This window comes from Leptogranulimonas caecicola, from assembly GCF_023168405.1.
Taxonomy (GTDB): Bacteria; Actinomycetota; Coriobacteriia; order Coriobacteriales; family Atopobiaceae; genus Leptogranulimonas; species Leptogranulimonas caecicola.
Map to the genome: position 1 here is coordinate 1,739,459 of NZ_AP025285.1, position 24,077 is coordinate 1,763,535.

16 protein-coding genes are annotated in these 24,077 nt (G+C 56.8%); 4 read left to right on the forward strand and 12 right to left on the reverse strand.

The genetic code is table 11. From position 1 onward, the window contains the following. Nucleotides 1–11: 11 nt before the first annotated feature. The gene (locus OR601_RS07630) at nucleotides 12–2,822 is read right to left on the reverse strand and encodes an AAA family ATPase (protein WP_265591602.1); all 2,811 of its coding nucleotides are present in this window, start codon (nucleotides 2,820–2,822) and stop codon (nucleotides 12–14) included. Between the two features lie 3 nt (nucleotides 2,823–2,825). Continuing rightward, nucleotides 2,826–3,968 (reverse strand): exonuclease SbcCD subunit D, encoded by a 1,143-nt coding sequence (locus OR601_RS07635; protein WP_265591603.1) that lies wholly within the window; start codon nucleotides 3,966–3,968, stop codon nucleotides 2,826–2,828. Nucleotides 3,969–4,189: 221 nt separating this feature from the next. Between OR601_RS07635 and OR601_RS07640 the strand changes: the two genes are divergently transcribed. The 3 genes from OR601_RS07640 to mscL all read left to right on the forward strand — a co-directional run bounded on the left by OR601_RS07640 (nucleotide 4,190) and on the right by mscL (nucleotide 9,079). Then, nucleotides 4,190–5,848: a putative manganese-dependent inorganic diphosphatase gene (locus tag OR601_RS07640; RefSeq protein ID WP_136011936.1), complete on the forward strand. Its 1,659-nt coding sequence runs from the start codon at nucleotides 4,190–4,192 to the stop codon at nucleotides 5,846–5,848. A gap of 31 nt (nucleotides 5,849–5,879) precedes the next feature. Then, nucleotides 5,880–8,396 carry a tetratricopeptide repeat protein gene (locus OR601_RS07645; RefSeq protein ID WP_265591604.1) on the forward strand — a complete coding sequence of 839 codons (2,517 nt, stop codon included), beginning with the start codon at nucleotides 5,880–5,882 and terminating at the stop codon, nucleotides 8,394–8,396. A gap of 239 nt (nucleotides 8,397–8,635) precedes the next feature. Continuing rightward, nucleotides 8,636–9,079, forward strand: coding sequence for a large conductance mechanosensitive channel protein MscL (mscL, locus tag OR601_RS07650; protein ID WP_136011934.1), 444 nt, complete (start codon nucleotides 8,636–8,638; stop codon nucleotides 9,077–9,079). Between the two features lie 128 nt (nucleotides 9,080–9,207). Here mscL and OR601_RS07655 read toward each other — a convergent pair whose 3' ends face one another. From OR601_RS07655 to nifJ, 8 genes are all read right to left on the reverse strand, one after another. Continuing rightward, complete coding sequence (locus OR601_RS07655; protein ID WP_265591605.1) at nucleotides 9,208–10,230, reverse strand: phosphoglycerate dehydrogenase; 1,023 nt, start codon at nucleotides 10,228–10,230, stop codon at nucleotides 9,208–9,210. Nucleotides 10,231–10,348: 118 nt separating this feature from the next. After that, nucleotides 10,349–11,254 (reverse strand): phosphotriesterase family protein, encoded by a 906-nt coding sequence (locus OR601_RS07660; protein ID WP_265591606.1) that lies wholly within the window; start codon nucleotides 11,252–11,254, stop codon nucleotides 10,349–10,351. Between the two features lie 5 nt (nucleotides 11,255–11,259). Then, a complete protein-coding gene (gene dgoD / locus OR601_RS07665) occupies nucleotides 11,260–12,405 on the reverse strand; it encodes a galactonate dehydratase (RefSeq protein WP_136011931.1) in 1,146 nt (381 codons plus the stop codon). A 63-nt stretch (nucleotides 12,406–12,468) separates the two neighbouring features. Further along, complete coding sequence (locus tag OR601_RS07670) at nucleotides 12,469–13,737, reverse strand: PTS transporter subunit IIC (protein WP_136011930.1); 1,269 nt, start codon at nucleotides 13,735–13,737, stop codon at nucleotides 12,469–12,471. A gap of 42 nt (nucleotides 13,738–13,779) precedes the next feature. After that, nucleotides 13,780–14,076 carry a PTS sugar transporter subunit IIB gene (locus OR601_RS07675; RefSeq protein ID WP_136011929.1) on the reverse strand — a complete coding sequence of 99 codons (297 nt, stop codon included), beginning with the start codon at nucleotides 14,074–14,076 and terminating at the stop codon, nucleotides 13,780–13,782. A gap of 15 nt (nucleotides 14,077–14,091) precedes the next feature. Beyond that, a complete protein-coding gene (locus OR601_RS07680; protein ID WP_265591607.1) occupies nucleotides 14,092–14,541 on the reverse strand; it encodes a PTS sugar transporter subunit IIA in 450 nt (149 codons plus the stop codon). 2 nt (nucleotides 14,542–14,543) lie between these two features. Continuing rightward, on the reverse strand, nucleotides 14,544–15,170 hold the full coding sequence (locus OR601_RS07685) for a bifunctional 4-hydroxy-2-oxoglutarate aldolase/2-dehydro-3-deoxy-phosphogluconate aldolase (protein WP_265591608.1): 627 nt from the start codon (nucleotides 15,168–15,170) through the stop codon (nucleotides 14,544–14,546). 433 nt (nucleotides 15,171–15,603) lie between these two features. Beyond that, on the reverse strand, nucleotides 15,604–19,257 hold the full coding sequence (nifJ, locus tag OR601_RS07690) for a pyruvate:ferredoxin (flavodoxin) oxidoreductase (protein WP_265591609.1): 3,654 nt from the start codon (nucleotides 19,255–19,257) through the stop codon (nucleotides 15,604–15,606). A gap of 130 nt (nucleotides 19,258–19,387) precedes the next feature. Here nifJ and OR601_RS07695 point away from each other — a divergent pair, with 130 nt between their 5' ends. Continuing rightward, complete coding sequence (locus tag OR601_RS07695) at nucleotides 19,388–20,644, forward strand: chloride channel protein (RefSeq protein ID WP_265591610.1); 1,257 nt, start codon at nucleotides 19,388–19,390, stop codon at nucleotides 20,642–20,644. A 343-nt stretch (nucleotides 20,645–20,987) separates the two neighbouring features. Here the strand turns inward: OR601_RS07695 and OR601_RS07700 are convergent, their stop codons facing one another. Then, a complete protein-coding gene (locus tag OR601_RS07700; RefSeq protein ID WP_136011925.1) occupies nucleotides 20,988–22,166 on the reverse strand; it encodes an AEC family transporter in 1,179 nt (392 codons plus the stop codon). Nucleotides 22,167–22,246: 80 nt separating this feature from the next. Continuing rightward, nucleotides 22,247–24,043 (reverse strand): oxalyl-CoA decarboxylase, encoded by a 1,797-nt coding sequence (gene oxc / locus OR601_RS07705; RefSeq protein ID WP_265591611.1) that lies wholly within the window; start codon nucleotides 24,041–24,043, stop codon nucleotides 22,247–22,249. Nucleotides 24,044–24,077: the final 34 nt, after the last annotated feature.

Consider the following 24,077-nt stretch of genomic DNA (forward strand, 5'->3'; position numbering starts at 1 on the left):
GCTGCTCTGAGCTAATCCAGATGCAATCTGGCTTCAGACCCAGTTTTGCCTCGCGTCACCACTATCTGCTTAGGGATGGTTTCACGCATGAGGTCGACGTGGCTGATGACGCCAACAAGCTTAGAATCGCCCGTGAGATTGGTAAGCGCATTGATGGCTAGCCCCAGTGACTCGGTATCCAATGAGCCAAAGCCTTCGTCGACAAACATCACGTCTAGGCGTACACCTCCCGCCTGAGACTGCACCACATCAGACAGCCCCAATGCCAATGAGAGCGACGCCTTGAACATTTCACCGCCCGAAAGCGTAGAAGCTGGCCTGCGCTTACCGGTGTAAGCATCGAAGACGTTGATATCCAAACCTGTTGCGCCTCGAAGGTCCCTAGACTCAACCGATCGCTCTAGGGCAAATCGTCCTTGAGTCATGGAAGAGAGCCTGCGGTTAGCTGCTGCGAGCACGCGATCGAACCAACGGGCCTGCAGGAAAGTCTCAAAATCAAGACCCTTGTGAATTCCCTCACGCCTTGCCACGCGGCCTAGAGGCTCGAGTACTTTGAATTCATCTCGGATCTGATCTTGGCGAGATGCCAATTCTTCAAGCACTTTCTTTACCCCGCTATTGGCAGCCGTTCTTTCTGCCAATGCATCTTGCCGATCGCGCAATGCTTGGCCTTGCGCTTCCCAGGCATCACGATCTTTTTGATAGGCCTGTTTGTCTGGCACAGAAAGCTTGTCTCGTTGTTCTTGCAAAAGAAGCTGCTGCTGGGCTGTTTGCTCTAGTTTCTGTTGATTTTCTTGCAATGTCTTTTGTGCGGCCTCTCGAATTCGCTTCAACTCTGCCGCCTGATCATGGAACCCTTGAGCAGCTTCTCTTGCTTCATCAAGACTTGGATAGCTCAATCCGCTGGCCAGAGTGTTCAAGCGCTCCTTTGCAGCGGCCAATGCACTGGAAGCTTGGCCTTGCTGTTCCAACGCGCTTTTAAGAGCTGCTTGGGCTTCTTCTTGGGCCTTCTTGAGAGTCCCAACACTCTGCTGAAGCTCCTGGGACTCCCTTTCTAATGCCTTTAAACTGTCAAGCTTGGTCTCAAGGGCCTTTCTTTGGCACTTTTCTTCTTTCATCATTTCTTTAAGGGTATCCACTTGTTTTTTAGCAAGAGCCGCCACCTGATCTGCAAACTCAAAACTGGTGCCTAGTGCAGTTTGATCTTCCGGATCCAACGCATTCCATGCGGTCTCATAGCGCCCCTGGGCAGAAGAGAGCTTCTTTGCTGCTGCGTCTCGAATCTCAATGGCCTGATCGCGAGCTTCCTGTAAATCATTGAGCTCGTCTTCTGTGGGCATGTCTTCAGCCAACGGGGCAGGTGACGGATGAGTAGTAGCTCCGCATACCAAGCAGGGCCGACCTTCTTGGAGCCTTTGGGCAAGAATTCCCGCCACGCCATTACTGCGAGCATTGTCGGCCATAGACCAGCAATCTTTTGCGTCTTGGGCTGCTTTTTGCAGCTGGTTGTAGTCAACTGTTTTATTGAGGTAGTCCTTTGCCAACTTGGCTACATTGTCACAGGCGCCAATACGCCTCTCAAGAGACTCCACTTTCTTTTGGATACCGTTGAGCATCTCGGAAGCCCCAAGACGTTGCGTATTTACCTCAGCAAGTTGAGCAATCCTTGCATCAGCCGCATCAAGCGCAGCCTTCGCCTCCGACTCTTGCGCCTGGGCGGCGTCCTTTGCCTGTTGAACGCTCTTCTCGGCAGCCTGTGCTTTATTTACATTCTCACGCTGTGCATCCACCGCAAGATAGTCGTCAAACTCTTTCTCTATTGCAAGGCTTTGAGCCGTAAGATGATGCTCTTGAGTCTTGTTTTTCTGGACATCGCTATAACGATTCTTGGCCCTGGCAACAGCGCTTTCCAATTCGGGAAGCTGGCAAGTCACTCGAACAATTGAATCATCGAGCTCCTGAGCACGTTCTAAAAGCTGACGCTGACGCTCAAGCTCAGAGGACTCTTTTTGGAATTGCGCTAGAACCGCCGAGAGTTCTGCGCGTTCACTTTCGTCGGCCTTGCATAGCTTCTCGACTACGCTAAGAGGATCAGCTACCGTGGCAGCTTCGCCCTGTGCCCAATTCTCAAGCTCTTCCATAAGTTTGAGCGCACCTTGAACTCGCATCACTTCGGTGCGGGCCTGATCCTTTATATTTTTAGCTTCAGCCTCCACTGAAGCCGCTTGCGACTTGAGCATCTCTTGTAAGACGCCCGCGTTGGCTGTGCGGAAGAGTGTCGAGAACACCTCTTTGCGCTCTTTGGTATCGGCCTCTAGCAAGCGTGCAAAATCGCCCTGAGCAATCATAGCTATCTGCATGAACTGCTTCTGGCTAAGTCCTAAAAGCTCCTCGATGCGCCTGGTTACCTCGCCCTTCTTGGTAATAGGCAAGATTCCTTGAGGAATAGCCCCACTCTCAACACCCTCCCAAAGCTCTACAGTGGGCTTGTTGGTGGTGACGCCTGTTTTGCCTTGCTTTGGCCTCTCATAGAACAAGGTACGGTGCACTTTGTAGCGTATGCCCTTGAGTTCAAACTCCAGATCCACGTAGCCAGGAGTGCCAAACTCGGCAAATTGAGAGTACAGAGTGCTGTCGCTATCTCCATCATTGGCAGTACTGCCAAACAACGCAAAGGTGATTGCATCAAAAATAGTGGTTTTGCCAGCACCGGTGTCGCCGCAAATCAAATAAAGGCCCGAGGTTCCCAGCTGCTCGAAGTCAATGGTAGTTTCTTTTGCATAGGGCCCAAAGGCGCTCATGGTAAGGGTAAGCGGTCTCATGGCTTAGGCCTCCAAGCTTTCGACGGAGGCTTCCACTACAGCCACCTGTTCTGGACTCATAGAATGGCCTGTCTGTAGTTCAAAAAACTCGCCAAACAGCGCTTCCAAAGAAGCTTCGGCCTCTACCGGCATCAATGGCAGTTCATCCTCTGCATCTATCTCTGCCTGCAGCTCGAGTCCCATCAAATTGGGATAGGCTTCGCGTAAGCGGCCCATGGCATCCAATGGCATGGCGTCATCGGTAAGTGTCACGTACACATAGTCATCAGCAGGTGCCGAAGCAAGTACTTCCGGACTCAAAAGCTCCTCCAACGGACCGCAAATCTTTCTCAAATCATGAACCGGTTCAATAGGCACGAGCTCGATGGATGTTGCACATACCCCATCTTTTTTTAATCCCAGCTCCACCAGCACCATCGACTTTTCGCCAGCAGCCTCACTCACCGAGTACTTTACCGGCGAGCCCGCATAGCGCACCGTATTCCGAGACACCTTCTGAGGCCTATGCAGGTGACCCAGCGCCACATAATCAAAAGGCTCATAGACCGACACGTCGACATTATCTGTGCCGCCCACGCTCAATTCGCTTTCTGAGCGCTGAGGGCTCACCAACCCATTAGTGACAAATTGATGGGATACACAGACATTGCGCTGCGTCGTATCAATATTCATTGCGTCTATAAGAGCCCTGAGCGCCAGCGTATAGGTGTCTGCCTGGACATCCAAAACCGCACGCACCGTAGCTGGGCGAACGAAAGGAATGGGCCAGATGTATACAGGACCCTCCTCATCGCTCACCACTACGGGCTTGACAGGCGCCTTGAGAGGCCCTGTGACATGCACTCCACGAGAAGCAAGCAATTTGGATCCATAGCCCACCCGGGTTGCCGAATCATGGTTTCCCGGGGTCGCCACCACGGTGATGCTCTTCTCGGCAAGGGTTTCTAAAAAGCTGCCGATAAGATCTATCGCCCGATCGCTGGACTGTGCGCTGTCATAGAGATCGCCCGCCAAGAGCACCACGTCAACCGCGCGATCCTCGCAGAGTTTTACAACCTGGGCGAGCGCAGACTTAAGCTCTTCTTCCATGGAGTATCCGCGCACCCGTTTACCCGCATGAAGATCTGAAAGATGTAGCAACCGCATAGCCGCCCCTGCCCTCGATGTTTTTTGTCACTGTACACTAATTCGCTCTTGAATGGAACAGATGTTCTGATATCTTGTAGGTGCGGTGACGATCGGGCGCCTTACCCCATTCACCGCGCCACTAGAAGAAAAGTCCTGTTCTAATAGGTGGTATTTAAAGCTATGTTTGTCTTCAGGTACCCTTCATGCCTTAAGACACTCACCTATTCAAGGAGCAAACCATGGCAGAGTCCATCCGCAAGGTAAATGTCATCGGGCATTTAAATCCCGATACGGACAGTATTTGTTCCGCCATCTCCTACGCTTACCTCAAAAACGCGCTGGGTCCTAAAATCTTTGAGCCCCGCCGCTGCGGCAACATCAATCGTGAGACTGCATTCGTGTTGAAGCGCTGGGGTGCCGAGGAGCCGGAACTCATCACCTCGGTGCGCCCTCAAATCAAGGACCTCGAGTACCAAAAGCAAAAGGGCATCAACGGCGAGATGTCGCTTTATGCCGCTTGGAACCTTATGCGCGAAGAGCACCAGGACACCCTCTGCATCACTGATGAGAACGAGGACCTGCGCGGCCTGGTCACCGTAAAAGACATCGCCAACGCCAATATGGCCATCTTCGACACCGATGTCTTGGCAACCGCTCGCACCAGCTACCGTAATGTGATCGAGACCCTCAACGGCGAAATGGTGTTGGGCAATCCTGATGACGTCATCACCAGCGGCCGCGTCTTTGTAGGCACCAGCCCTGAGATGATGGAAGACACTATCGAAGAGGGCGATATCGTCCTTGTCACCAACCGCTATGAGACCCAGCACTACGCGGTGGGAAGCGGCGCTGCCTGCCTCATCATCTGCTGCGACGCCCCTGTGACTCGCGCGCTTAAGAGTTCTGCCGAGCACCATGGCTGCCGCATCATCACCACCCCTTATGATACCTACGCAGCCACCCGCCTGATCTGCATGTCTATGCCGGTGCGCTCCATCATGCTCGACCACGACCTCGTCGAGTTCTCCGTCAATACCACCGTGGAAGACGTCCGCAAGGTCATGAGCTCTACCCGCCACCGCTTCTTCCCTGTCATCAATGAAGAGGGCCATTTTGACGGTGTCATTACCTCTGCCAACCTCTTCGACATCAAGCGCAAACATGTCATCTTGGTAGACCACAACGAGGTCTCCCAGGCGGTAGACGGCCTGTCTCATGCCATCATTCTTGAAATCATCGACCACCATCGCATTGGCTCGATCGAAACCTCTGCCCCCGCACTCTTCCGCAACCAGCCGGTTGGCTGCACCTGCACCATCGTCAAGCAGATGTATGACGAGAACGGCGTCACTCCTCCGCCACACATCGCAGGTCTCATGCTCTCGGCTATCCTCTCCGACACACTCACCTTCCGCTCCCCTACCTGCACGGATCAAGACCGTATTGCAGCCCAGGAACTGGCTGGTATCGTAGGGGTAGACATCGATGCCTATGCAGATGAGATGTTTGAAGCCGGCGCAGACCTCACTGGCCGTACCGCTGACGAAGTCTTCCACGGCGACTTCAAAGTCTTCTCTCGAGGCAGCGCACGCTTTGGCGTAGGCCAAGGCAGCTACATGACCGAGACCAGCCGCCGCGCCGCAGAGGACCTGCTGCGCCCCTATCTGGCTGACGCAGCTAAGAACGAGGATCTTCCCATCATTTTGTATATGTTTACCGATGTGAAGACCCAGACCACAGATCTGCTTTATTACGGCGAGGGCGCCGAGGCTGTCATCAAGGCCGCTTTTGGTGTCGAGCCTGAAGAAGGCATGGCCGTGCTACCTGGCGTCGTAAGCCGCAAGAAGCAAATGATCCCGCCTCTCATGAACGCCTTCGAGCGTCTCTCGGAGGAGTAATTCGAGACGGGGCGACATTAAAGGAAGGCCCATGGAGACTTTTGGCACTCTGCACCTGCCGCCCTATAGCAAGATCACCACCTTCCCCGATCTTCTGGGTCAGGAGCCCTCTTCGGAGGGCTCCGCCCTCTCTGATGGACTGGCATTACTAGAGCCATCGAGCCGCTCATGGAACGAATGCGGGTGGAACTGGGCTCAGATAGATCCTGCTTCGGCCCATCCTCGTGCCCCTAGATGGGGTTATTTGATTCGCCTTCTGGATGGCGGCCACGTCAAAATCTATGGCTGTATAGGGCCAAACGGCGAGTTTTGGCCCTGTGAAAAACCCCAGAACGAGCCTCCTACCAAGGCACCCTTTATGCGCGTGGTTCCAGAAGGCAGAGGCAGAAGGGGCACCATCACCGCAGACCTCAAAGATGCTCCTCCCTTTGCCTACTGGGAGGCCACCGGGCGCCACAAATACAAGCTCACCAAACTCCCTGAGAGGTTCAACGGCGCCCTTACCTCACCTGATGCACCTGAGCTGGATCTCTGTGAGCTCATCGCCCTTGCAAGCGCCTGCTTTGTAACTCTCTACGAAACTTCTGATGAGTCAGAGGAAGACATCCAGGAAGCATTCTCACTGGACGTTCTCACCAAAAGCCCGCTGCCAGATGCCCTGGACCGCCTCCTTGAAGCCAGTGATTCAACCGATCCCCTAGCTCGTTATAGCGCCCGTATCCTAGCGCGATCAGGAGCAAAGTTCCTGCGTCCGCTGGCAGCCAAATACGACTGCACTATCGTGAGGCTTCCCACTTCCAACCTCTGGTGGATCCGCATGCCCTCTGACCTTCCTTTGGAGGATCGCCGCCAGTTCCTCAAAGTAGAAAGCGCTATCAACCGCATCCAGCTCATCTTGGACAATGAGAGCGCACTGGCTTCCAAAGACGAAGACTATATTCAATCCTTTGATGTCTACAAAAACACGGTGGGACTTTTAAACCTCATTGAGACTCATAGACTCAGTACCACCTCTGATGAGAATCCGCTGCGTACCGTACAAGGTTTCAGCGCCCCCAAGGGCTCCGAATGGGATGCGCGCACACGTATCTCTCAATCTTGCGAGCGATTCCCCTTCTTCACGAGGCTGGAATACCGCTGCGATATCGATATCAAACTAGGCGTAGCTACCTTCGAATATGCAGTGCCGGACCCTGACCTCATGCCTACTCCCTCAGAGAACGGTACAGGTACCACAAAACAGGACCTTGCCAATCTCTGTGGCATCTATCTCGCCGCATTCCTTGCAAGCACTGCCTTTGAGTCCAACGTCTGCATCCTGAATTGCGTGGTCAATGGGTTCGCCGGCTCATTAGGCGGAGAGTGCACCATGTCCTTCTCCTTCGCCCGCAGCGCTTTTGAGTCCCAGACGCTCGCAGCCCTTGAGAGTTGCCATTCCAACACCAAGCCAAAAGATGTCGCAACCACTCTTGGCCAGGTTGCTCGATTCTCAGGCCAAAACCAGCCTGTAGAGCCCTTCCGTGTTGAGGGGCTCACTTCTCGGCGTCGCGACCCCTCAGAAGACCAGCGAGAACTCCCCGACCATCTCAAGGGCTTGTTGCGTGCCGATCGCGTCTGCGAGCTTGAGGTAAATCGCGATTTTTATCCTGACGCCACCCGGCAAGTGGATCAGATTGTCGAGGAAGAAAAAGACAGCCCCGTGGTGGCCATCATGCGCCTGGAAACCCTGGCTGCCGAGGTGCTGGAAGCCTATGAAAAAGACTATGGCGCCCAAGAGGGCTTGGTGCCCCTCTATTGCGACGGCTACTATGCCCGCATGACCATCCATAACGCCCCTCCAGGAGGCACGCTTCTCACGGGCATCGATGCGCTCAAAGATCCGCTGGCGCTTTCTCCAGAGCGTACGGCAGATCCTCATAAGCTTCGCTACTTCCGCGTGCCGGACGCCTACTTCGCCGCCAAGTACTCTTTGAGCAATCGCTATCGCGACCTCGATGACTACCCCAGCGCTTTATCCATCCTCGACCAGCTTATCGCCATTGCCCCTAGCTCCAGCCGCCCTCGTCTGCAGCGTGCGGTGGTGCTAGGCGACATGCAAGATTGGGCGGCTACCATAGAGGCCATCATCGACACACTCAAGGTGGCTCCTGATCTGGCGCTTTTCCCCTACTGTTTCTATCGCATGGCCTATGCCTATTGGCATCTTGGGCAACATGATCTTGCAGCGGCTTGCTATACCTTGGCCCAGCGAGATCCAGACATCAGCGATCAAGCCCAGCACGAGCTCTTTGCCATGCAGGCGGAGACCCATATCGAGCTCCCCGACGTAGCCGAGGCTTCCCGCCGCCTCCAAGCCCAAGGCATCCCGCTGGTACCTGTGGCTTCTGCCTCTGAGATCCTGGCGCAATCCACCATCTCCCTGGTAGAGTGCGACGTTCCCCTTATGGCTTGGACCGGCACCTTCATCCTAGGGGACCGCATGTATAACGACGCCTTGGCAGGAGTAGGCCGCTCTCTGCTCGACGGCACGCCCAGTGCCTATGCCTAAATGTGAGAGCCGCTCAATCCTCCTCGCGCGCCGTATTTGGCATTCTGCCGAGAAACGCCCCTCCTCTCACGCTTGGCCCCTACGGTTGAAGCACACCGGAAGAGTCGGAGCTTCTCGGCAGAAGCCTTAATAAACCTGAACCGGCTAGAAGGAAAGTCTGGGGCATTTTAGGGAATTCTTCTTCAAGCACTGTTGCTCGAGACGGCCGGCACGCCTGTCTCCAAAACAAAGGAAGTCCCATGTCGCAGGATCCTAAGAAAATTGCCGAGCAAAGCAAGGGCCTTTGGGCCGAGTTCAAAGAGTTTATCTCCCGCGGATCGGTGATCGACCTCGCAGTAGGCATGATCATTGGCGCTGCGTTTACTGCCATCGTAAGCTCGCTGGTAAACGATGTGGTCATGCCCCTCATCGGCGTCATTATCGGCGGCATTGACTTCTCTGGCATTCAAACCCAGGTGGGCGGCGCCACCATCATGTGGGGCAACTTCATCCAGGCAATCATCAACTTCTTGCTTATCGCCCTGGTGGTCTTCCTCATGGTGAAGGCTATCAACACTGCCCACGATGTGATGACCAAAAAGAACGTCGAGGAGCTCGAGGAGGCTACCGCCGAGCCCACTCCTGAGGACAAGCAGCTGCAGCTGCTTGAGGAGATCCGCGACGCGCTGGTAAATCGCGAGTAATTTGCAGAGCGGCACCTGCAAACAGAGGCATGTCTGCCCAAAGGGCGGATGTGCCTCTGTTTGAGACACTCCTTGGCAACAGGAAGGCCTACAGGGATTGCAGCTTGGCCCCTGGTTTCCGTTAAAGATTAAAGAAGCATGTCCCCTGTGTTCAAACCCATGCTCACTGCAGATTCATAGAGAAGCTGGCTGGTGACAGGATCGGGCGGCTCCACCCCATCTTTGACGGCCAAGATATTGTCTACCACCACGTTGCCCATGCGCTCGCTGGACTCATAAGTGTTACCTGCGACATGCGGGGTTACCAGCACATTCTCATAGTCATAATAGGGTTGATGGATAGGCGGCTCCCTATCGAAGACGTCCGTGGCGAAGCCCCTGAGCCTTCCCTCTAGGAGCGCCTTGTTTAGGGCGTCATGGCGGACGATGCCAGCACGCGCAGTATTTATGAGAATTGCAGAATCCTTCATCATTCGAAGCTCGCGTGCGCCTATAAGGTTTCGAGTCCCGTCGTTAAGAGGGGTATGGATGGTCACCACGTCTGAGCGTCGAAGCAGATCATTCAATGTTGTATATATTACGCCATAGATAGTCGGCTCGTTTCTCTGCACGATATCGTAACCAAGGATATCCATGCCAAAACCCATGGCGCGCCTGGCTACCGCACTTCCGATCTGCCCTACGCCCACAATGCCGATAGTCTTGCCATAGAGGCTCGTCCCTGCGATCTTGTCCCATCCTCCGCTGCGCGTGGATATGATCATCTGCGAGATGTGACGCTCTAGGTCGAGGATCAGGCCCATGGTGAAGTCGGCCGTCTCCTCGCGGTTGGTCGCCGGAGCGTAGGTCACTTGGATATTGCGGGCTCGAGCCTCAGCAAGATCGACACCGTCAAAGCCCACGCCATAGCGAGCAATGATGCGCAATTTCCTAAGACGTTTTATCACGCTGGCAGGAAGGGGATCATTGCCCAGGATTATCGCACGGGCATCTCCTGCGAACTCCACCATCTCACCCTTGGTAAGCGGGCGACCATAGGGGTTAAGTCGCACCTCGCACCCCGCCTCTTCCAGGCGACGCACCGGGCCTTCTGCGAATCGGCCGAACGTGACAGCACTCGAAGCTACGACCCACTTTGACGTACGAGACACGATTGCTCCCACCATTCCATTAGCTGCTCTGAGGGCATTTTAGAGCAAGCAGGCGGCTCGAGGCTTCTCTGGCCATCGAACCGCCCGCGATTTACACGGCAGGTTGTCTCATACCTGGCTATGCCCAGTTAAGCAAACGCTGGGGATTCGCCCTCACCATGGCGTCAAAGGCTTCCTCGCCAATACAAGCCGTCAACTCTTTTTTGAGATCCGTAAGGATGTAGGCGAGGCCTGGCTTTCCCCCATAGGCAGGCCAATACTCCTTCTTGCCCATATCTCCAGCCAAACAAAGCCTGTCGCCAACACCTATCTCCACAAGCTCCTTGATCATTGACACGCGTTCGTGATCGCGACCGTCGAGGTCTCTCCCTACATGGTCGAGACTCACATAGGCTCCAGTGTTGCAAATAGCCGCAATATAGGCAGCGTTCAATGTCAGGTCCACATGGGAGAGACAGACGTGGCTTGGGTCCATCCCTTCGGCCTCAATAAGAGCCAGCTGCTCTAAGGCCATGGTGCCTTTGTCACAATGAGTGATCATGGGCATATGATGCTCAACGGCAACCCTGGTGCAGATTTTGATCGCTCGACGTTCGCGGTCTGTGATGGTATTCAGGCTTGTGCCCACCTTGACAGCTGCTGGCTTGATGCGGTGAGTGCCAATGCCGTCCTCGATCTCATCTGCCACCACCCCGGCTATCTCGTCATCGGATAGCTTGTCAAACCATGTGGGAAGATGCTCCTCCTTATGAAGTCCAGTCACACAGAGAATGTGGCATCCTGTACGCGTGGCCATAACCTTTAAGGCCTCGGTATTTCGACCAAAGTTGAGTGGGGAAAGCTCCACAATGGTCGATCCCCCCGCAGCCATGAAGCTCTCGATCTCCTCCACACCGCGGTCCACGTCATCCAAGGTGTAGGGATAGAAGGCGGGCAGCTCGTTGGGCTTCACATAGAGGTGCTCATGAATGTAGGTGGTGCCAAGCTCGGCAACATCTACCGGCCCCAAAACCGTATTGACCATGGCTGCTACCACTCGGCAATGGTGCCGTCGTAATTCTTCCAGGCGGGATTGCGCCACACGAGACCTTCGGCAGAGATTTGGCGGATCTTCTCCTCGTCCATGACGAGGCCCAGGCCAGGCTTATCGGGAATCTGCACGTAGCCGTCCTCAAACTCAAAAACCTCCTTGTTCTCGATGAAATCAAGGATGTCGAAGCCCTGGTTGTAGTGGATGCCAAAGCTCTGCTCTTGAATGAACACGTTGGGAGTGCAGGCATCCACCTGAAGGGTGGCCGCCAACGCAATGGGACCATAGGGGGCATGGGGCGCAGCGGCCATATCGTAGGCCTCGGCCATGGCACAGATCTTGCGAGTCTCAAGGATGCCACCACACATGGCCACATCGGGCTGGATGATGTCGATAGCGCCCTGTTGGAACAGCGTCTTGTACTCCCAGCGGCTATAAAGCCGCTCGCCGGTAGCCAGAGGCACGGCCACCTCGTTGGCGATCTTGTCGAAGACCTCCCAGTTTTCAGGCAACACTACCTCCTCCAAGAACATGGGATGGTAAGGCTCGAGCGCCTTGGCGAGCACCTTGGCCATGGGCTTGTGCACGCGGCCATGAAAGTCGATTCCCACCTCGATGTCGTCGCCGCATACTTCGCGAATGGAGGCAATGCGGTCGACCACCGCCTTCACCTTGTCATAGGTGTCAACGTAATGAAGCTCCTCTGTGGCATTCATCTTGACCGCCTGGAATCCGCGGTCAAGACGACTCTTAGCTTGCTCGGCCACATCGGAAGGACGATCTCCGCCAATCCAGGAGTACACGCGAATGCGATCGCGGGCAGCGCCGCCAAGGAGCTCGTAAACAGGCACACCAAAGGCTTTTCCCTTGATGTCCCAGAGGGCCATCTCGATTCCAGAGACGATGGTGCCGTTGATGGGGCCGCCACGGAAGAAGGAGCGGTGCAGCTCTTGCCAGAGACGCTCGATCTCGAAGGGGTTGCGACCCACGATGCGCTCGGCCAGCTCCTTGGCGCCCTCTACCACCGTGCGAGTCTTGGTGCCAGAGATAAGCTCACCCCATCCAGAAATGCCTTCATCGGTGTTTACCTTGATAAAGATCCAGCGGGGTTTGACTTCAAAGAGCTCCACACCGGTAATTTTCATATCTATCCCCTGTTTCCAGAAGGGCCCAGAGGACAGCTCCTCTGGGCCAGATGAACAAATCTATTACGCGAACAGGCCACCCAAAAGGGAGAGCACATAACCGATGAGGTGAGTACCTGCATCCTCGGTGCTAATGAGCTCCATGCCTTCGGGAAGGACAAATCCACCGGTAAGCGCAAGCTCAGTGTGAACGGGAGCCATGGCAGTGCCGATAAGCAGTACGGCTGCGGTAATAAGGGTTGCCGACAGGATGCCACGAACAATGTTGCCCTTTCCAAAGGCGCAGGGCCACGCGGCCAGCCACATGGCCTGATATGCGATGTCGGCCACAGGAAGGAGCTTGTTGCCAGGCAAGAAAGCCGCAAGCACTAGAGTAATGGGCACCATGATGATGCCTACAGTGATGACGGAATCATCAGCCACGGTCAGAGCGGCATCGACGCCCATGGTGAAGTTGGCATCGGGGAATTTCTTGGACAGGGTGTTTTTGACGGCGTCGGCGAAGGGGAGCAGGCCCTGCATGAGGATCTGCATCATCTTAGGGGTCAACACCATGGTGGCCGAGGTGCTCATGGCCACGATCATGATCTGCTCCACAGGATCGCCGGCAAGAATGCTGATAAGGGCGCCAAAGATAAGGCCCATGAACATAGGCTCACCCACAAAACCGAAGCGCTCTTGAATGCCTGCGGGAGAGGCATTGACGTTCTTGAGACCAGGGATAATACCCCAAAGCTTATCGAGGAAGAAGGCGACAGGAGCCCAGCACACCGAGTTGGACGTAGGGAAGTTCACGCCTTCCAGCTCGAAGTAATCCTCCACCACAGGAGTGGTCCAGTCGGCCAGCTTGAAGGAGATAATGGCGTCGATAGCCGCAGCCACAAGCGCGATCCAGGGATTGCCGCCAGTGGCGTACCATACAAGAGCGCCCGTGAAGATGTAGTGGTTGTAGGACCAGAAGTCCACCATGACCGTGCGGGTCTGCTTGATGAGAAGCATCACCACGTTCACGCCGAGAATAACGAAAACCACCGGAGCTGCCAGAGGGAACGACCAGGTAGCAGCGGCGCGAGCCGGCCAGCCTACATCCATAATGGACGTCTGGATGCCCCAGTTGGCAACCATGGCCTGAACGCTACCGGCCACTTGACCTACAAACCAGTTGATGACGATATTGACGCCTGCAAAACCTACGCCCACGAGGAGGGCGGATTTCAAAAGGGTGTTCATCTTCACGCGGAAGATCAGGCCTAGGATAAAGATGATGATAGGCATCATGCACATGGGGCCGAGCGACGCGAACGTCTGCAAGGCGGTAATCACGATCTCCATGGAACAAGCCTCCTAATGCGTATGCACTCTTATCTCTTGACGTTATTTCTTGAGCTCTTCTGCAATCTTGTCGAGCACAGCTTGCTCACCAACACCGGTAATGAAAGCAGTGCCTTTCACGATGGGCACATCAGTCTCGACACCCTTGAGCTTGCCAGTGGGAACGATGAGATCCACGTGGTTGGTAGCAAGATTGCCAAGCACCTCAGAGAACTTGCACTGAATGAAGTTGGGCTCAGGGGCGCCGATGGCCTTCGCCACTTCCTTGATCTTCTCTACCGCAACCGTAGAAGTGATCATTGATGAAGCGCAGCATACGATGACGGTTTTCTTCTCCATAATGCCTTTCCTCTCCTAATTAAAAATATCGACTACTTCATCTACGTTCGAAGCGTTCAGGGCTTTTTTGAGCGTGTCTTGGTCTTGGATAACACCCATGATTTTTTGAAGCGCATCTATCTGCTTCTCGGGCTTGTCAAACAAGCTCAGCACTACCACGGATACCTGCACCTGCTCGTCAGGGTCTTCCATGTTCTTCCAGGCCACTGGATTGGCGAGCGTTGCCACCACGAGCTTGGTAGCGCGGGCGTACTGAGGATCGGTGTGAGGAATAGCTGCGCAGATCTCACCCAGTTCAAGCCCGGTGGGATAGTTGTCTTCGCGCTCCAACAGGCTTTCCTCATAGCCAGGAACAATGGTCTTTTGAGCGGTCAAGTGCTCACAGAGCTGATGTATGACCTCTTCCTCGCTTGACGCCTTAAGCCCTAGCAGTGCGTCTTCAGGAGAAACACGAAACGTTGTCACAGCTACCACCTCACCCTTTTCTCCAGCTCTGCCAGGGATCGCGCAATGCCTTCCCCATTGTGTGTGGCTACATCTTCTGGGTTAAAGCAGCCTGAACCAATACCTGCATAGGATGCACCCGCATCAAAGTAGTCTTGGACGTTCTGGGCGTTGATGCCGCCCACCACCATGAGGGGCAGAGGACCAAGTGGAGCAGCCAGATCTTTGAGGTAGGCAGGCCCTAGGCGGCTGGCAGGAAAGACCTTCACGATATCTGCCCCCATGTCAAACATAGTGGCAATCTCTGTGGGGCTGAACCCCGAAGGGACCGAGATGACGCCTGCATCCTTAGCCACATCGATAATCCCCTGAGAAAAGCCCACGGGCGAAAGCAAGAATGAAGAGCCTGCATCGATAGCTGCATGAGCTTGCTCCACGGTGCGCACCGTGCCGGCGCCAATAGACAGCTCGTCGCCAAACTCATCGTTGAGCGCACGAATGGTATCCAAGGCGTCATCAGTGACCAGCGACACTTCCATGGACCTAACTCGACTCTTGGTCATCTGGGCTGCAATGATTCGAGCTGCCTTCAGAGGGACACGCCTGAGGATCACCGTCACTTTGGGGAACGCCACGTTCTGACCAATCACTCTCTCCTCCTTCGATGTCGTATTTTTTTCTGTTAATAAGATTAGAGCACATGTATTCTACACATTCAATAGAAGGGGTCAATTCCTGTCCGTTAGTTTTATTACTGAATCTATCAGTTGGTATTTACGCAGGTATTTTGCTTATTAGATATTATTCAGTCATTCATGATCACTTATGTAGGAACTATGTACTAACTGTCATGCTAGTTATGGTATGTATATTTTTTTTTCTTTTATGTATAGATTTTATTTTTGAATATCTACTGCACAACCCGTTCCCCATGACACAAGCCAGTCCCTCGGCACAGAAAAGCGGCACGAAAGCTCACTGAGAACCTCCGTGCCGCCTGATGCCAGCACGCTCTATGTCGCTCCCATGCCAAAGAGGGCCCCAGAGCCATTGCCTTAAAGTCATCCTCGGACTAACTCCGCGCTACTGCTCGTCACCCTTCTCTTGAGAGCCACACATATCTACAAGGCCGCTCAGGCGCCTATATACAGCGTCGCTATCCTTGGCCAGCTCTGACTGGAGGCGGCCGGAAAGCTGGGGCTCGCGATCGGCCAGGCTCTCGTAGCGGCGCATCTTGGCCAAGAAGGGCTTGAGCGGCTTGGAAGGTGCGGGAGAGTCAACGGTCAATGGGTCTTCTCCTTGAACGCTCTTGCGTGGGTCGAAGCGCCAAAGCGGCCAGTAGCCGGTTTGGGTGGCCTCGCGCATGATGCCTGTGACAGAGGACATGCCGCCTTCGATCTGCCAGCTGATGCAGGGGCAAAGGGCGATGACCACGCTGGGGCCGTCGTAGGAGTCTGCCTCGTGGAGAGCCTGGATGAGCTGGTTCATATCGGCGCCAAAAGACACATGGGCCACATAGACGTAGCCGTACTGGGTGAGCATGAGGCCCAAATCTTTCTTGGGCGTGCGCTTGCCGTTATAGGTGAAACCGGTCACCGCGCCCAGCTGGGTGGCCTTGCTCATCTCACCGCCGGTGTTGGAGTAGCCCTCGGTGTCGAGCACCAGCACATTGATGTTCTCGCCAGAGGCCACTACCTCGTCCAGTCCCCCATAGCCAATGTCGTAAGCCCAGCCATCGCCGCCCACGGCCCAGACACTCTTCTTGCCAAACATCTCCTTGTAGTCCAGGACCTCAGCGGCCAACGAACGCTCGTCAAGTCCCTGCGCTGCGCCAGAGGCAGCCGATGGATGAGGTCCATCGGCGTAGGGTTCGAGCTTCTCGGCAATGGCGACGCCCAAGGGATAGGCGGCGTCGGGATCGTCTTTGGAGGAGAGCCAGGTAGACATGAGGTCGCGAGTCTCGGGATCGAAGGCCTTCTGGGAGAGGGCAGAGTTGACGCATTGGGCCAAGTGGTCTCGGCGGATCTTGACGCCCTTGGCGATGCCGTAGCCGTACTCGCCGTTGTCCTCGAACAGGGAGTTGCCCCAGGCAGGGCCGTGACCTGCGGCATTTGTGGCATAAGGGATGGCCGGCATGTAGGCGCCCCAGATGGAGGAGCAGCCGGTGGCGTTGGCCATAATGAGGCGGTCGCCAAAGATCTGGGTGAGCAGCTTCACATGGGGAGTCTCGCCGCAGCCGGCGCAGCAGCTGGAGAACTGCAGGAGCGGAGGCTGGAGTTGGGTGCCCACCACCGAGGTCGTAGGCATGAGGTCTGTCTTGAGCGAGATGGACCCCTGACAAAACTCCAGAGCCTCTTTTTGGGTCTCAAGCTGGGTTTCCAGGGGCTGCAGGCTCAGGGCATGACCGGGACAGCGATAGACGCAGCTGCCGCACCCCACGCAATCCTCGGGGAAGACCTGGATGCGGAAGTTCAAGCCTTTGAGGTCTGGATGGCGGGCAGGCTTTGTGTCGAAGCCCTCTGGGGCACCGGAAAGCTCCTGGTCTGTGGCCACAAAGGGTCGAATGGCGGCATGGGGGCACACGAAGGAGCACTGGGTGCACTGAATGCATTTGTCAGCATCCCAAAGGGGGACGTTCACCGCCACAGTGCGCTTCTCCAGCGCAGTGGTGCCCAGAGGGGTGAAGCCATCGGGAGTGAGGGCACTTACAGGCAAATCGTCGCCTTTGAGCTCCTCCATGGGCCAGAAGACGTCTTTGACGTAGGCGCTCTGAATGCGGTCGGCCTGCTCTTGGGCCTGAGTGAGGGGGCCTTGGGTGTCGGTAGCCCAACTAGCGGGATAGTCGATGGCCACCAGCGAATCCAGGGCTTGTTGGACCGCCTGGATGTCGGCGTCCACCACCTTGGAGCCCTTGGCAGCATAGACCTGAGCGATATCTTTCTTAAGGGCGTCCAGGAAGCGGTCGTAGTCCATAAGGCTCGAAAGCTTGAGGTAGACGCACTCCATGATGAGGTTGATCTTGCCGCCCAGGCCGCATTTCTCGGCCAGAGAAGTGGCGTCTACGGCGTAGAGCTTCGCATGCTTTTTGGCCAGTGCCTGCCTGAGCTCGGCGGGCACCTGACGCTCCCAGTCTTGCGGAGTAGTCCAAGGCGCATTGATCACAAAGGTGCCACCCTCCTTGAGGCGGCTGGCCATGGGATAGCCGCGGCGCACATAGATGGACTTGTGACAGGCCACGTAGTCTGCATTATCAATCAAGTAAGGAGCCTGGATGGGGGCATCGTCCAAACGCAGGTAGCAAATGGTGAGACCGCCGGACTTCTTGGAGTCAAACCAGCTGTATTCCTGCACGTAGATGCCCTGCTCCTTGGAGAGGATGCGCGCCGCCTGCTTGGAGGCGCCCACCGTGCCGTCGGAGCCAAAGCCATAGAACACGGCCTGGGACTTGGGCGCCTTGCCCACCTGGAAGGGTTCGCCCACCGGCAGCGACAGATAGGTGACGTCATCGGTGATTCCTACCGAGAAACGCTCCTTGGGCGAGCTGGAATCCATGTTGTCGAAGACAGCCTTGACTTGGGCCGGAGTGAAATCCTTGGAAGACAATCCATAGCGGCCGCCAAAGACCTTGATGGCACGTCCGCTTGAAAGCACTGCCAGCGCCACGTCTTCGAAGAGAGGCTCGCCTAGGCTGCCAGGCTCTTTGGTGCGGTCCAGCACCGAGATGCACTCCACCGTCTGAGGCAACGCATCCATAAGGTGAGCCCCGGAGAAGGGGCGATAGAGCCGCACGGCAACCACACCCACTTTGTGGCCTTCATCCTGCAGCTGCGCCACGGTTTGGGCCACCACCTGGGCCGACGAGGCCATGGTCACAATCACATGGGTAGCGTCCGGCGCACCGATATAGTCAAAGAGATGATACTGGCGGCCGGACAGCTTTGCCAGCTTGTCCATGTTGGCCTGCACCAACGCCGGCAGCTTGTCATAATAGGGGTTGGCAGCCTCGCGATTTTGGAAATAGATGTCAGGGTTTTGAGCGGTGCCACGCACCTGTGGGCGCTCGGGCTCCAGGCAACGCTGCCTAAAGGCGCGCACCTTATCCCAATCTACCAGTGGCTTCATGGCCTCAGGGTCGACGGTCTCGATGGTCTCGATGGCATCCGAGGTGCGGAAGCCGTCAAAGAAGTGCACAAAGGGCACCGATCCGTCGATGGCCGACAAGTGCGCCACCCAGGACAAGTCCATGCATTCCTGCACCGTAGCGCTGGCCAACATGGCTAGACCCGTTGCCCTGATGGCCATGATGTCTTGATGGTCGCCAAAGATCGACAGAGCATGAGCCGAAAGCGAGCGGCACGTCACATGGAGCACACCCGGCAAAAGCTCGCCCGAGAGCTTATAGAGACTGGGAATCATGAGCATGAGGCCCTGGGATGCGGTAAACGTCGAGGTAAGGGCCCCTCCTGCCAGAGCACCGTGCAGAGCGCCGGCCACGCCCTTCTCGGACTGCATCTCTTTGACCTCCACCGGTGACCCAAAGAAATTGAGGCGGCCGTCGCACGCCCAGCGTTCCACCGTCTCTGCCATCCGCGAGGCCGGCGTGATGGGATAGATGAAGGCCGCATCCGAGAGCGCATAGGCCGCCTGAGCCGCTGCCGTCATGCCATCCATAGCCTGAAGCTGGGATTTTGTCGTAGTCGACGATGCAGACGCAGGGGTAGACGGAGTTTGTGCCATGGTGCCTCCCAAGAAATGCGCGGACGCAATGAGTGCCTTCTGTCGGTCTATACCCCCAAGAAGCCCCATCCCAAGGCATGCGCCTGCCTGCATGGGTAAAAAGGAATCTACGGATATATGGGAGGTGAGTGTGGGCTCCGCGATTCGCCAGAAGACTGCCCAACTGCAGGGACGGATGGCTCGCTACGACTGGGTACAAGGACGACGCAGACTGGCCTTTGCCCTGGTCTGCGGCCTGCTCTGCGGCCTTGCGAACATTGTGTTGTGCCGCAGCGTCTCCTGGATAGGCGAGCTTTGGCGCGCATTCCCCTGGATGAGCGCCCTTTTGCCTGCGCTAGGGTTGCTGGAAATCGCGCTCTACCGAGCATTGCGCCTTCCCATGAACCTCACCCCTGGATTTGACGGCCTCATCAACTCTATGAAGTCCCGGCGACGCTTTCCCGTCCGAGAAGGGATTGCCGTCTTTCTCGGCACGCTGACGTCTCTTGCGGGAGGCGCCTCCGTGGGGCCGGATTCTGCCTCCAAGCATCTGGGGGCCTCGGTAGGGACGCTGCTGCTTCCCTGGTTCTCCCTGGAAGAAGATGACGGTGAGCCTGCCTGGGCTTGGGCGTGCGCCTGTGGCTTGACAGCGTGTTTCTCGGCACTGCTCTGTGCGCCGCTGGGCGTCTTTGCCTACCTGGTCGAGCATCTTCACGCCCACCGCATCGCCCTGCGCCATCTGCCCACCGTCTTGCTTTCTTGCTTGATTGGCGCCGCATTCGCGCGCCCCCTGGATTTGCAGATCGCCACCCCCTTTGTGGGTGTGCAGGGGGCCACTCCTGTGGATCTGTGGGCCGTCTGCCTGGTAGCCGTGGCGTGCGCGGTTGCAGGCGCCTGCTTTGGCGCCGGAGTGCGCTGCTTGGAGCGGGTGCGCGACAAGCTGGGGCGCTCCCCTGCGAAGTGTCTGCTCACAGGGGCGGTGCTGGTCACGCTGGCGCTCCTTCTCATCCCCAAGCTCGCCACCTGGGCCGGCCTGGGAACCCAACTGATGATGCCAGCTCTCGCTCATGCGGAGCCTAGCTGGGGCTTTGCCTATAAGCTGCTGCTCACCATCGTATGTTTGGGCTTTGGCCTGAGGGGTGGCGAAGTGACCGTCATGTTTGTGGTGGGGGCGCTTCTCGGCTCCTCTATCGCGGGCCTTTTGGGAGCCAGTCCCTTGATCTGCGGCGCCCTCGCCATGGTGGCGCTCTACGGCGTGGCGCTGGACTCCCCTATCTCGGGCATGCTTATTGGCTGCGAGTTCTTTGGCTGGGGGTTTGCGCCCTGGATCGTTCCCTGCGTAGCTGCAGCCTACGGCTTGAGAAGGGGCATCGGGCGACTTTTCCCCTTCCGGCCGCGTACTCTGTAGCTTTTCGTTGCGCCCATGAGATGCTTTTTCGCGTGGCCTGAAACGATGGACGGATGCTGGCGGAGCGTATGCCAGCCTGATGGATGCTGGCTGGGCACATGCGGGCTGGGCACATGCGGGATGATACGGCGTGAGATTCGTTATTCGGACCCCTTTTTACGAAAAACCGGGCATTTTTTACGTGCGCAAGGCAACATTCTTGTTATAAGAAGGGTTTCGGCACTGGGGCTTTGCAAAGCCCCAGTGCCGAAACTGCACTAATAACGAATTGGATGCCAAAACGGATGCGATGACGACAGCCGTCAAAGGCTGCCCAACAATGGGCCGCCGGATACCTGCTCCCTTAGTGGAACATGGAGCACAGAACAGGCATGAGCCACACCCACAGAATGCAGGTGGCGGCAAAGCCCACGGTAGAGACGGCCACCGAGTTGGCGCCTTCCTTCACATAGATGTTGTAGCGGCTCGAGATGATGATGCCGGAGAACGCAGGAGGCAGGGCCACTGCCATGCAGAGCATGGAGATCTTCGCAGGGTCGGAGCCCATTCCCAACAGAAAGCCCGCGGCCACGATGACCGCGGGGGTGAGAATCAGGCGGAAGAACGTGTTCCAGATGACCTCTTTGTTGATGCCCAGGCTTACGGTAGAGAGCGCCAGACCAGCGGACAGCACGGCGACGCCGGAGTTTGCCTTGGCGATAAGGTCGAAGCAGGGGTCCAGCGCATCGGGAACGCGCACACCCAGAAGCACCAGCGCCACGGCCAGCAGCGGCGCCGCCGCCACGGGCTTCTTCACCGCATTGACGATGGCGGCGAGGTTCTGGTTCTTGATGACATGCTTCTTGCCATGGCCGCGTTCCTCGGCACGAATGACGTCGATCTCCTTGCGGATGCCATGCTCCTTCTCGGCCTTGCGGGCCTCCTCGTCGGTTACCGGGGCGCCCTCAGGCGTAGGCGCCGGTGCGACAGCGGCCACGGTTTTGGCAGGGGCAGCCACCGCAGCAGCGGAGCCGTTGGAAGAGGCTGCAGACTGCTTGGCCACCTTGTCGCGCAGCTCGCTCTGGCCCTTGTTGATGAGGTAGAAGCCCAGGGGGATGGTCACAGCATTTACCACGATGGACACGATGCCAATAACCAGGTTGGTGGTGACGTCGTTGCCGTAGATGGGGTCGAGCACTGCGAATCCCAGAAAACCGATGGTGGGCGAGCCTGCGATCATGGCGCAGATGGCTGCTTCCTGGGTGGTGTGATGGAACAGCTTCTTGCACAGCCAGTAGCTGAGCATGAACATTCCGGTGACGCCCACCAAAGACAGGATGGTAAGCATGAGGTCGGAGGCGAGCATCTCGCGCGTAGCCTTGACGATGGACACAAAGAGGGCCGCAGGCAGGGCGATGTCCAGCACTACCTTGTTAAGACCCTGACGCTGGTCGTCATCAAAATAGTGAACGCGGCCGCAGATGTATCCCAAAGCCATGATCACCAAGATAGGGATGATGTCGTTGACGATGATCTTGATCATAAAGGGGCTTTTCTCTTAAGAGGGGCCGCCCGCCTTGACAGGCGGCCTCCTCACTGACAGATCGCGTGGCATGCGCCAAGTTATTGCTGGGCAGGCTTCTCTTGCACCAACTTTCCGTCAACAACCTCTTCATTGAGGTCTTCACACTCGCCGGTAGCCAGCGGGCCAAAGATGGGCTTGGGGTTGAGGTTGCCGATGTGGCCGGACTCCTTGCCGGCATGGATGGAGAGCTGCACATGAATGAAGGCCGGCTTGCCCGAGGCCAGAGCCTCGGTGAGGTCTGCCTCTACCTCGGCAGGGGTGGTGGCGTAGTAGCCTTTGGCGCCGAAGGCCTCGCCCACCTTCTCATAGTGAGCCGTGGCATCCAAGGTCAGGGGGCTGGGATCTCCAGAGTCGCCCAGATCCTCGAAGTCGCCGCGGTAGATGCCGCCGTTGTTGAGGACGATGGTGACGATAGGCAGGTTGAAGCGGGTGGCAGTCTCGACCTCGAGAGGTGCGAAGCCATAGGCAGAGTCTCCGGAGATAGACACCACGGGCTTGCCAGTGGTCACAGCCGTACCGATGGCGTAGGGCATGGCCACGCCCATGACGCCCCAGGTGCCGCAGTCCAAACGATGGCGGGGCAGGTACATGTTCACGATGTCGCGGCAGTCGTCCAGGGTGTTGGCGCCGTCGTTGGTAAGATAGACGTCGTGGTTCTTGTCCAGCACGCGCTTGATGGCGCCCAGGGCGTTCTGATGGGTCATGGGCACGGTGTCTGCAGTCTCAGCGCCGCCAAAGCGCTCGTTGTTTTTCTTGGCGTCGGCCGCCAGCAGGTCCAGCCACTCCTGGCTTGCCTGCACCTTGTGGGTGGCCAGGCCGTCCACCAGCTGGCCCATGACGGTCTTCGCATCGCCCAACAGCGGGCAGTCGATAGGACGGGCATTGCCGAATTCAGACTCATCGATATCGATCTGTATGAACTTGACGTTGGGATTGTACTTCTTGCCTTTGCCGTAGCCCAACATCCAGTTGAGGCGAGCGCCCACCAGCAGGATGACGTCTGCCGTGCGCATGGCAAGGCCGCGGCAGGAAGCGGTGGAGTGGGGGTCGTCATCGGGGATGAGGCCCTTAGCCATGGACATGGGCTGGAAGGGGATGTTGGTCTTGTCGACAAACGCAGCCAACTCCTCCTCAGCACGGCCCAGAACTGCGCCCTTGCCAATGATGATCCAGGGGTTCTTGGCGCCCTCCAGAAGCTCCAGCGCCTTCTCCACCATGGCGGGATCGGCTGCCTGGGCAGGGGCGAGGTTTTGGGCAGGGACGAGGATCTTCTCGGCAACGGACTTCTCGATGGTCTGACCCATGAGGTCGTCGGGGAGGTCTACATAGACGCCGCCAGGACGGCCCGCCATAGCGGTGCGGATGGCGCGCTCGATGCCCAGAGGGATGTCCTCGATCTTGTCGATGCGGAAGGAGTCTTTGGCGAAGGGCACAGCGTAAGCGCGCTGGTCGAGGCCCTCGTACTCGCCCTCCTCCAGATCCACCGTATGGCGCACCGAGGAACCGGCCAGCTGGATGCAGGGCCAGCCATTCTCGGTCGCCTCTTTAAGGGAAGCGAGGCCGTTGAGGAAACCGGGAGCAGAAACGGTAAGGAACACGCCGGGACGGCCGGTAAGGAAGCCCTCGGCAGCAGCAGCGTTTCCTGCATCTGCCTCATGGCGCATACCGATGTATTTGACGCCCTTGGCCTGGGCAATGCGGGCGAAGTCGGTGACGGGGATGCCAACCACGCCATACATGTTCTTCACACCATTGGCAATGATGGTGTCTGCCAAAAAATGCATGCCGTCGGTAAGGTCTTGAGTGGAAGTGGTAGGTGTGGTGCCAGTGGTCACAACAGCCTCCTTCGAAGTAGTGAACAGGTGACGC

Coding starts and splice junctions, on each gene's coding strand:
- OR601_RS07630 (WP_265591602.1), bottom strand. CDS start 2,822: ATGAGACCGCTTACCCTTACCATGAGCGCCTTTGGGCCCTATGCAAAA.
- OR601_RS07635 (WP_265591603.1), bottom strand. CDS start 3,968: ATGCGGTTGCTACATCTTTCAGATCTTCATGCGGGTAAACGGGTGCGC.
- OR601_RS07640 (WP_136011936.1), top strand. CDS start 4,190: ATGGCAGAGTCCATCCGCAAGGTAAATGTCATCGGGCATTTAAATCCC.
- OR601_RS07645 (WP_265591604.1), top strand. CDS start 5,880: ATGGAGACTTTTGGCACTCTGCACCTGCCGCCCTATAGCAAGATCACC.
- mscL (WP_136011934.1), top strand. CDS start 8,636: ATGTCGCAGGATCCTAAGAAAATTGCCGAGCAAAGCAAGGGCCTTTGG.
- OR601_RS07660 (WP_265591606.1), bottom strand. CDS start 11,254: ATGGTCAATACGGTTTTGGGGCCGGTAGATGTTGCCGAGCTTGGCACC.
- dgoD (WP_136011931.1), bottom strand. CDS start 12,405: ATGAAAATTACCGGTGTGGAGCTCTTTGAAGTCAAACCCCGCTGGATC.
- OR601_RS07670 (WP_136011930.1), bottom strand. CDS start 13,737: ATGGAGATCGTGATTACCGCCTTGCAGACGTTCGCGTCGCTCGGCCCC.
- OR601_RS07675 (WP_136011929.1), bottom strand. CDS start 14,076: ATGGAGAAGAAAACCGTCATCGTATGCTGCGCTTCATCAATGATCACT.
- nifJ (WP_265591609.1), bottom strand. CDS start 19,257: ATGGCACAAACTCCGTCTACCCCTGCGTCTGCATCGTCGACTACGACA.
- OR601_RS07700 (WP_136011925.1), bottom strand. CDS start 22,166: ATGATCAAGATCATCGTCAACGACATCATCCCTATCTTGGTGATCATG.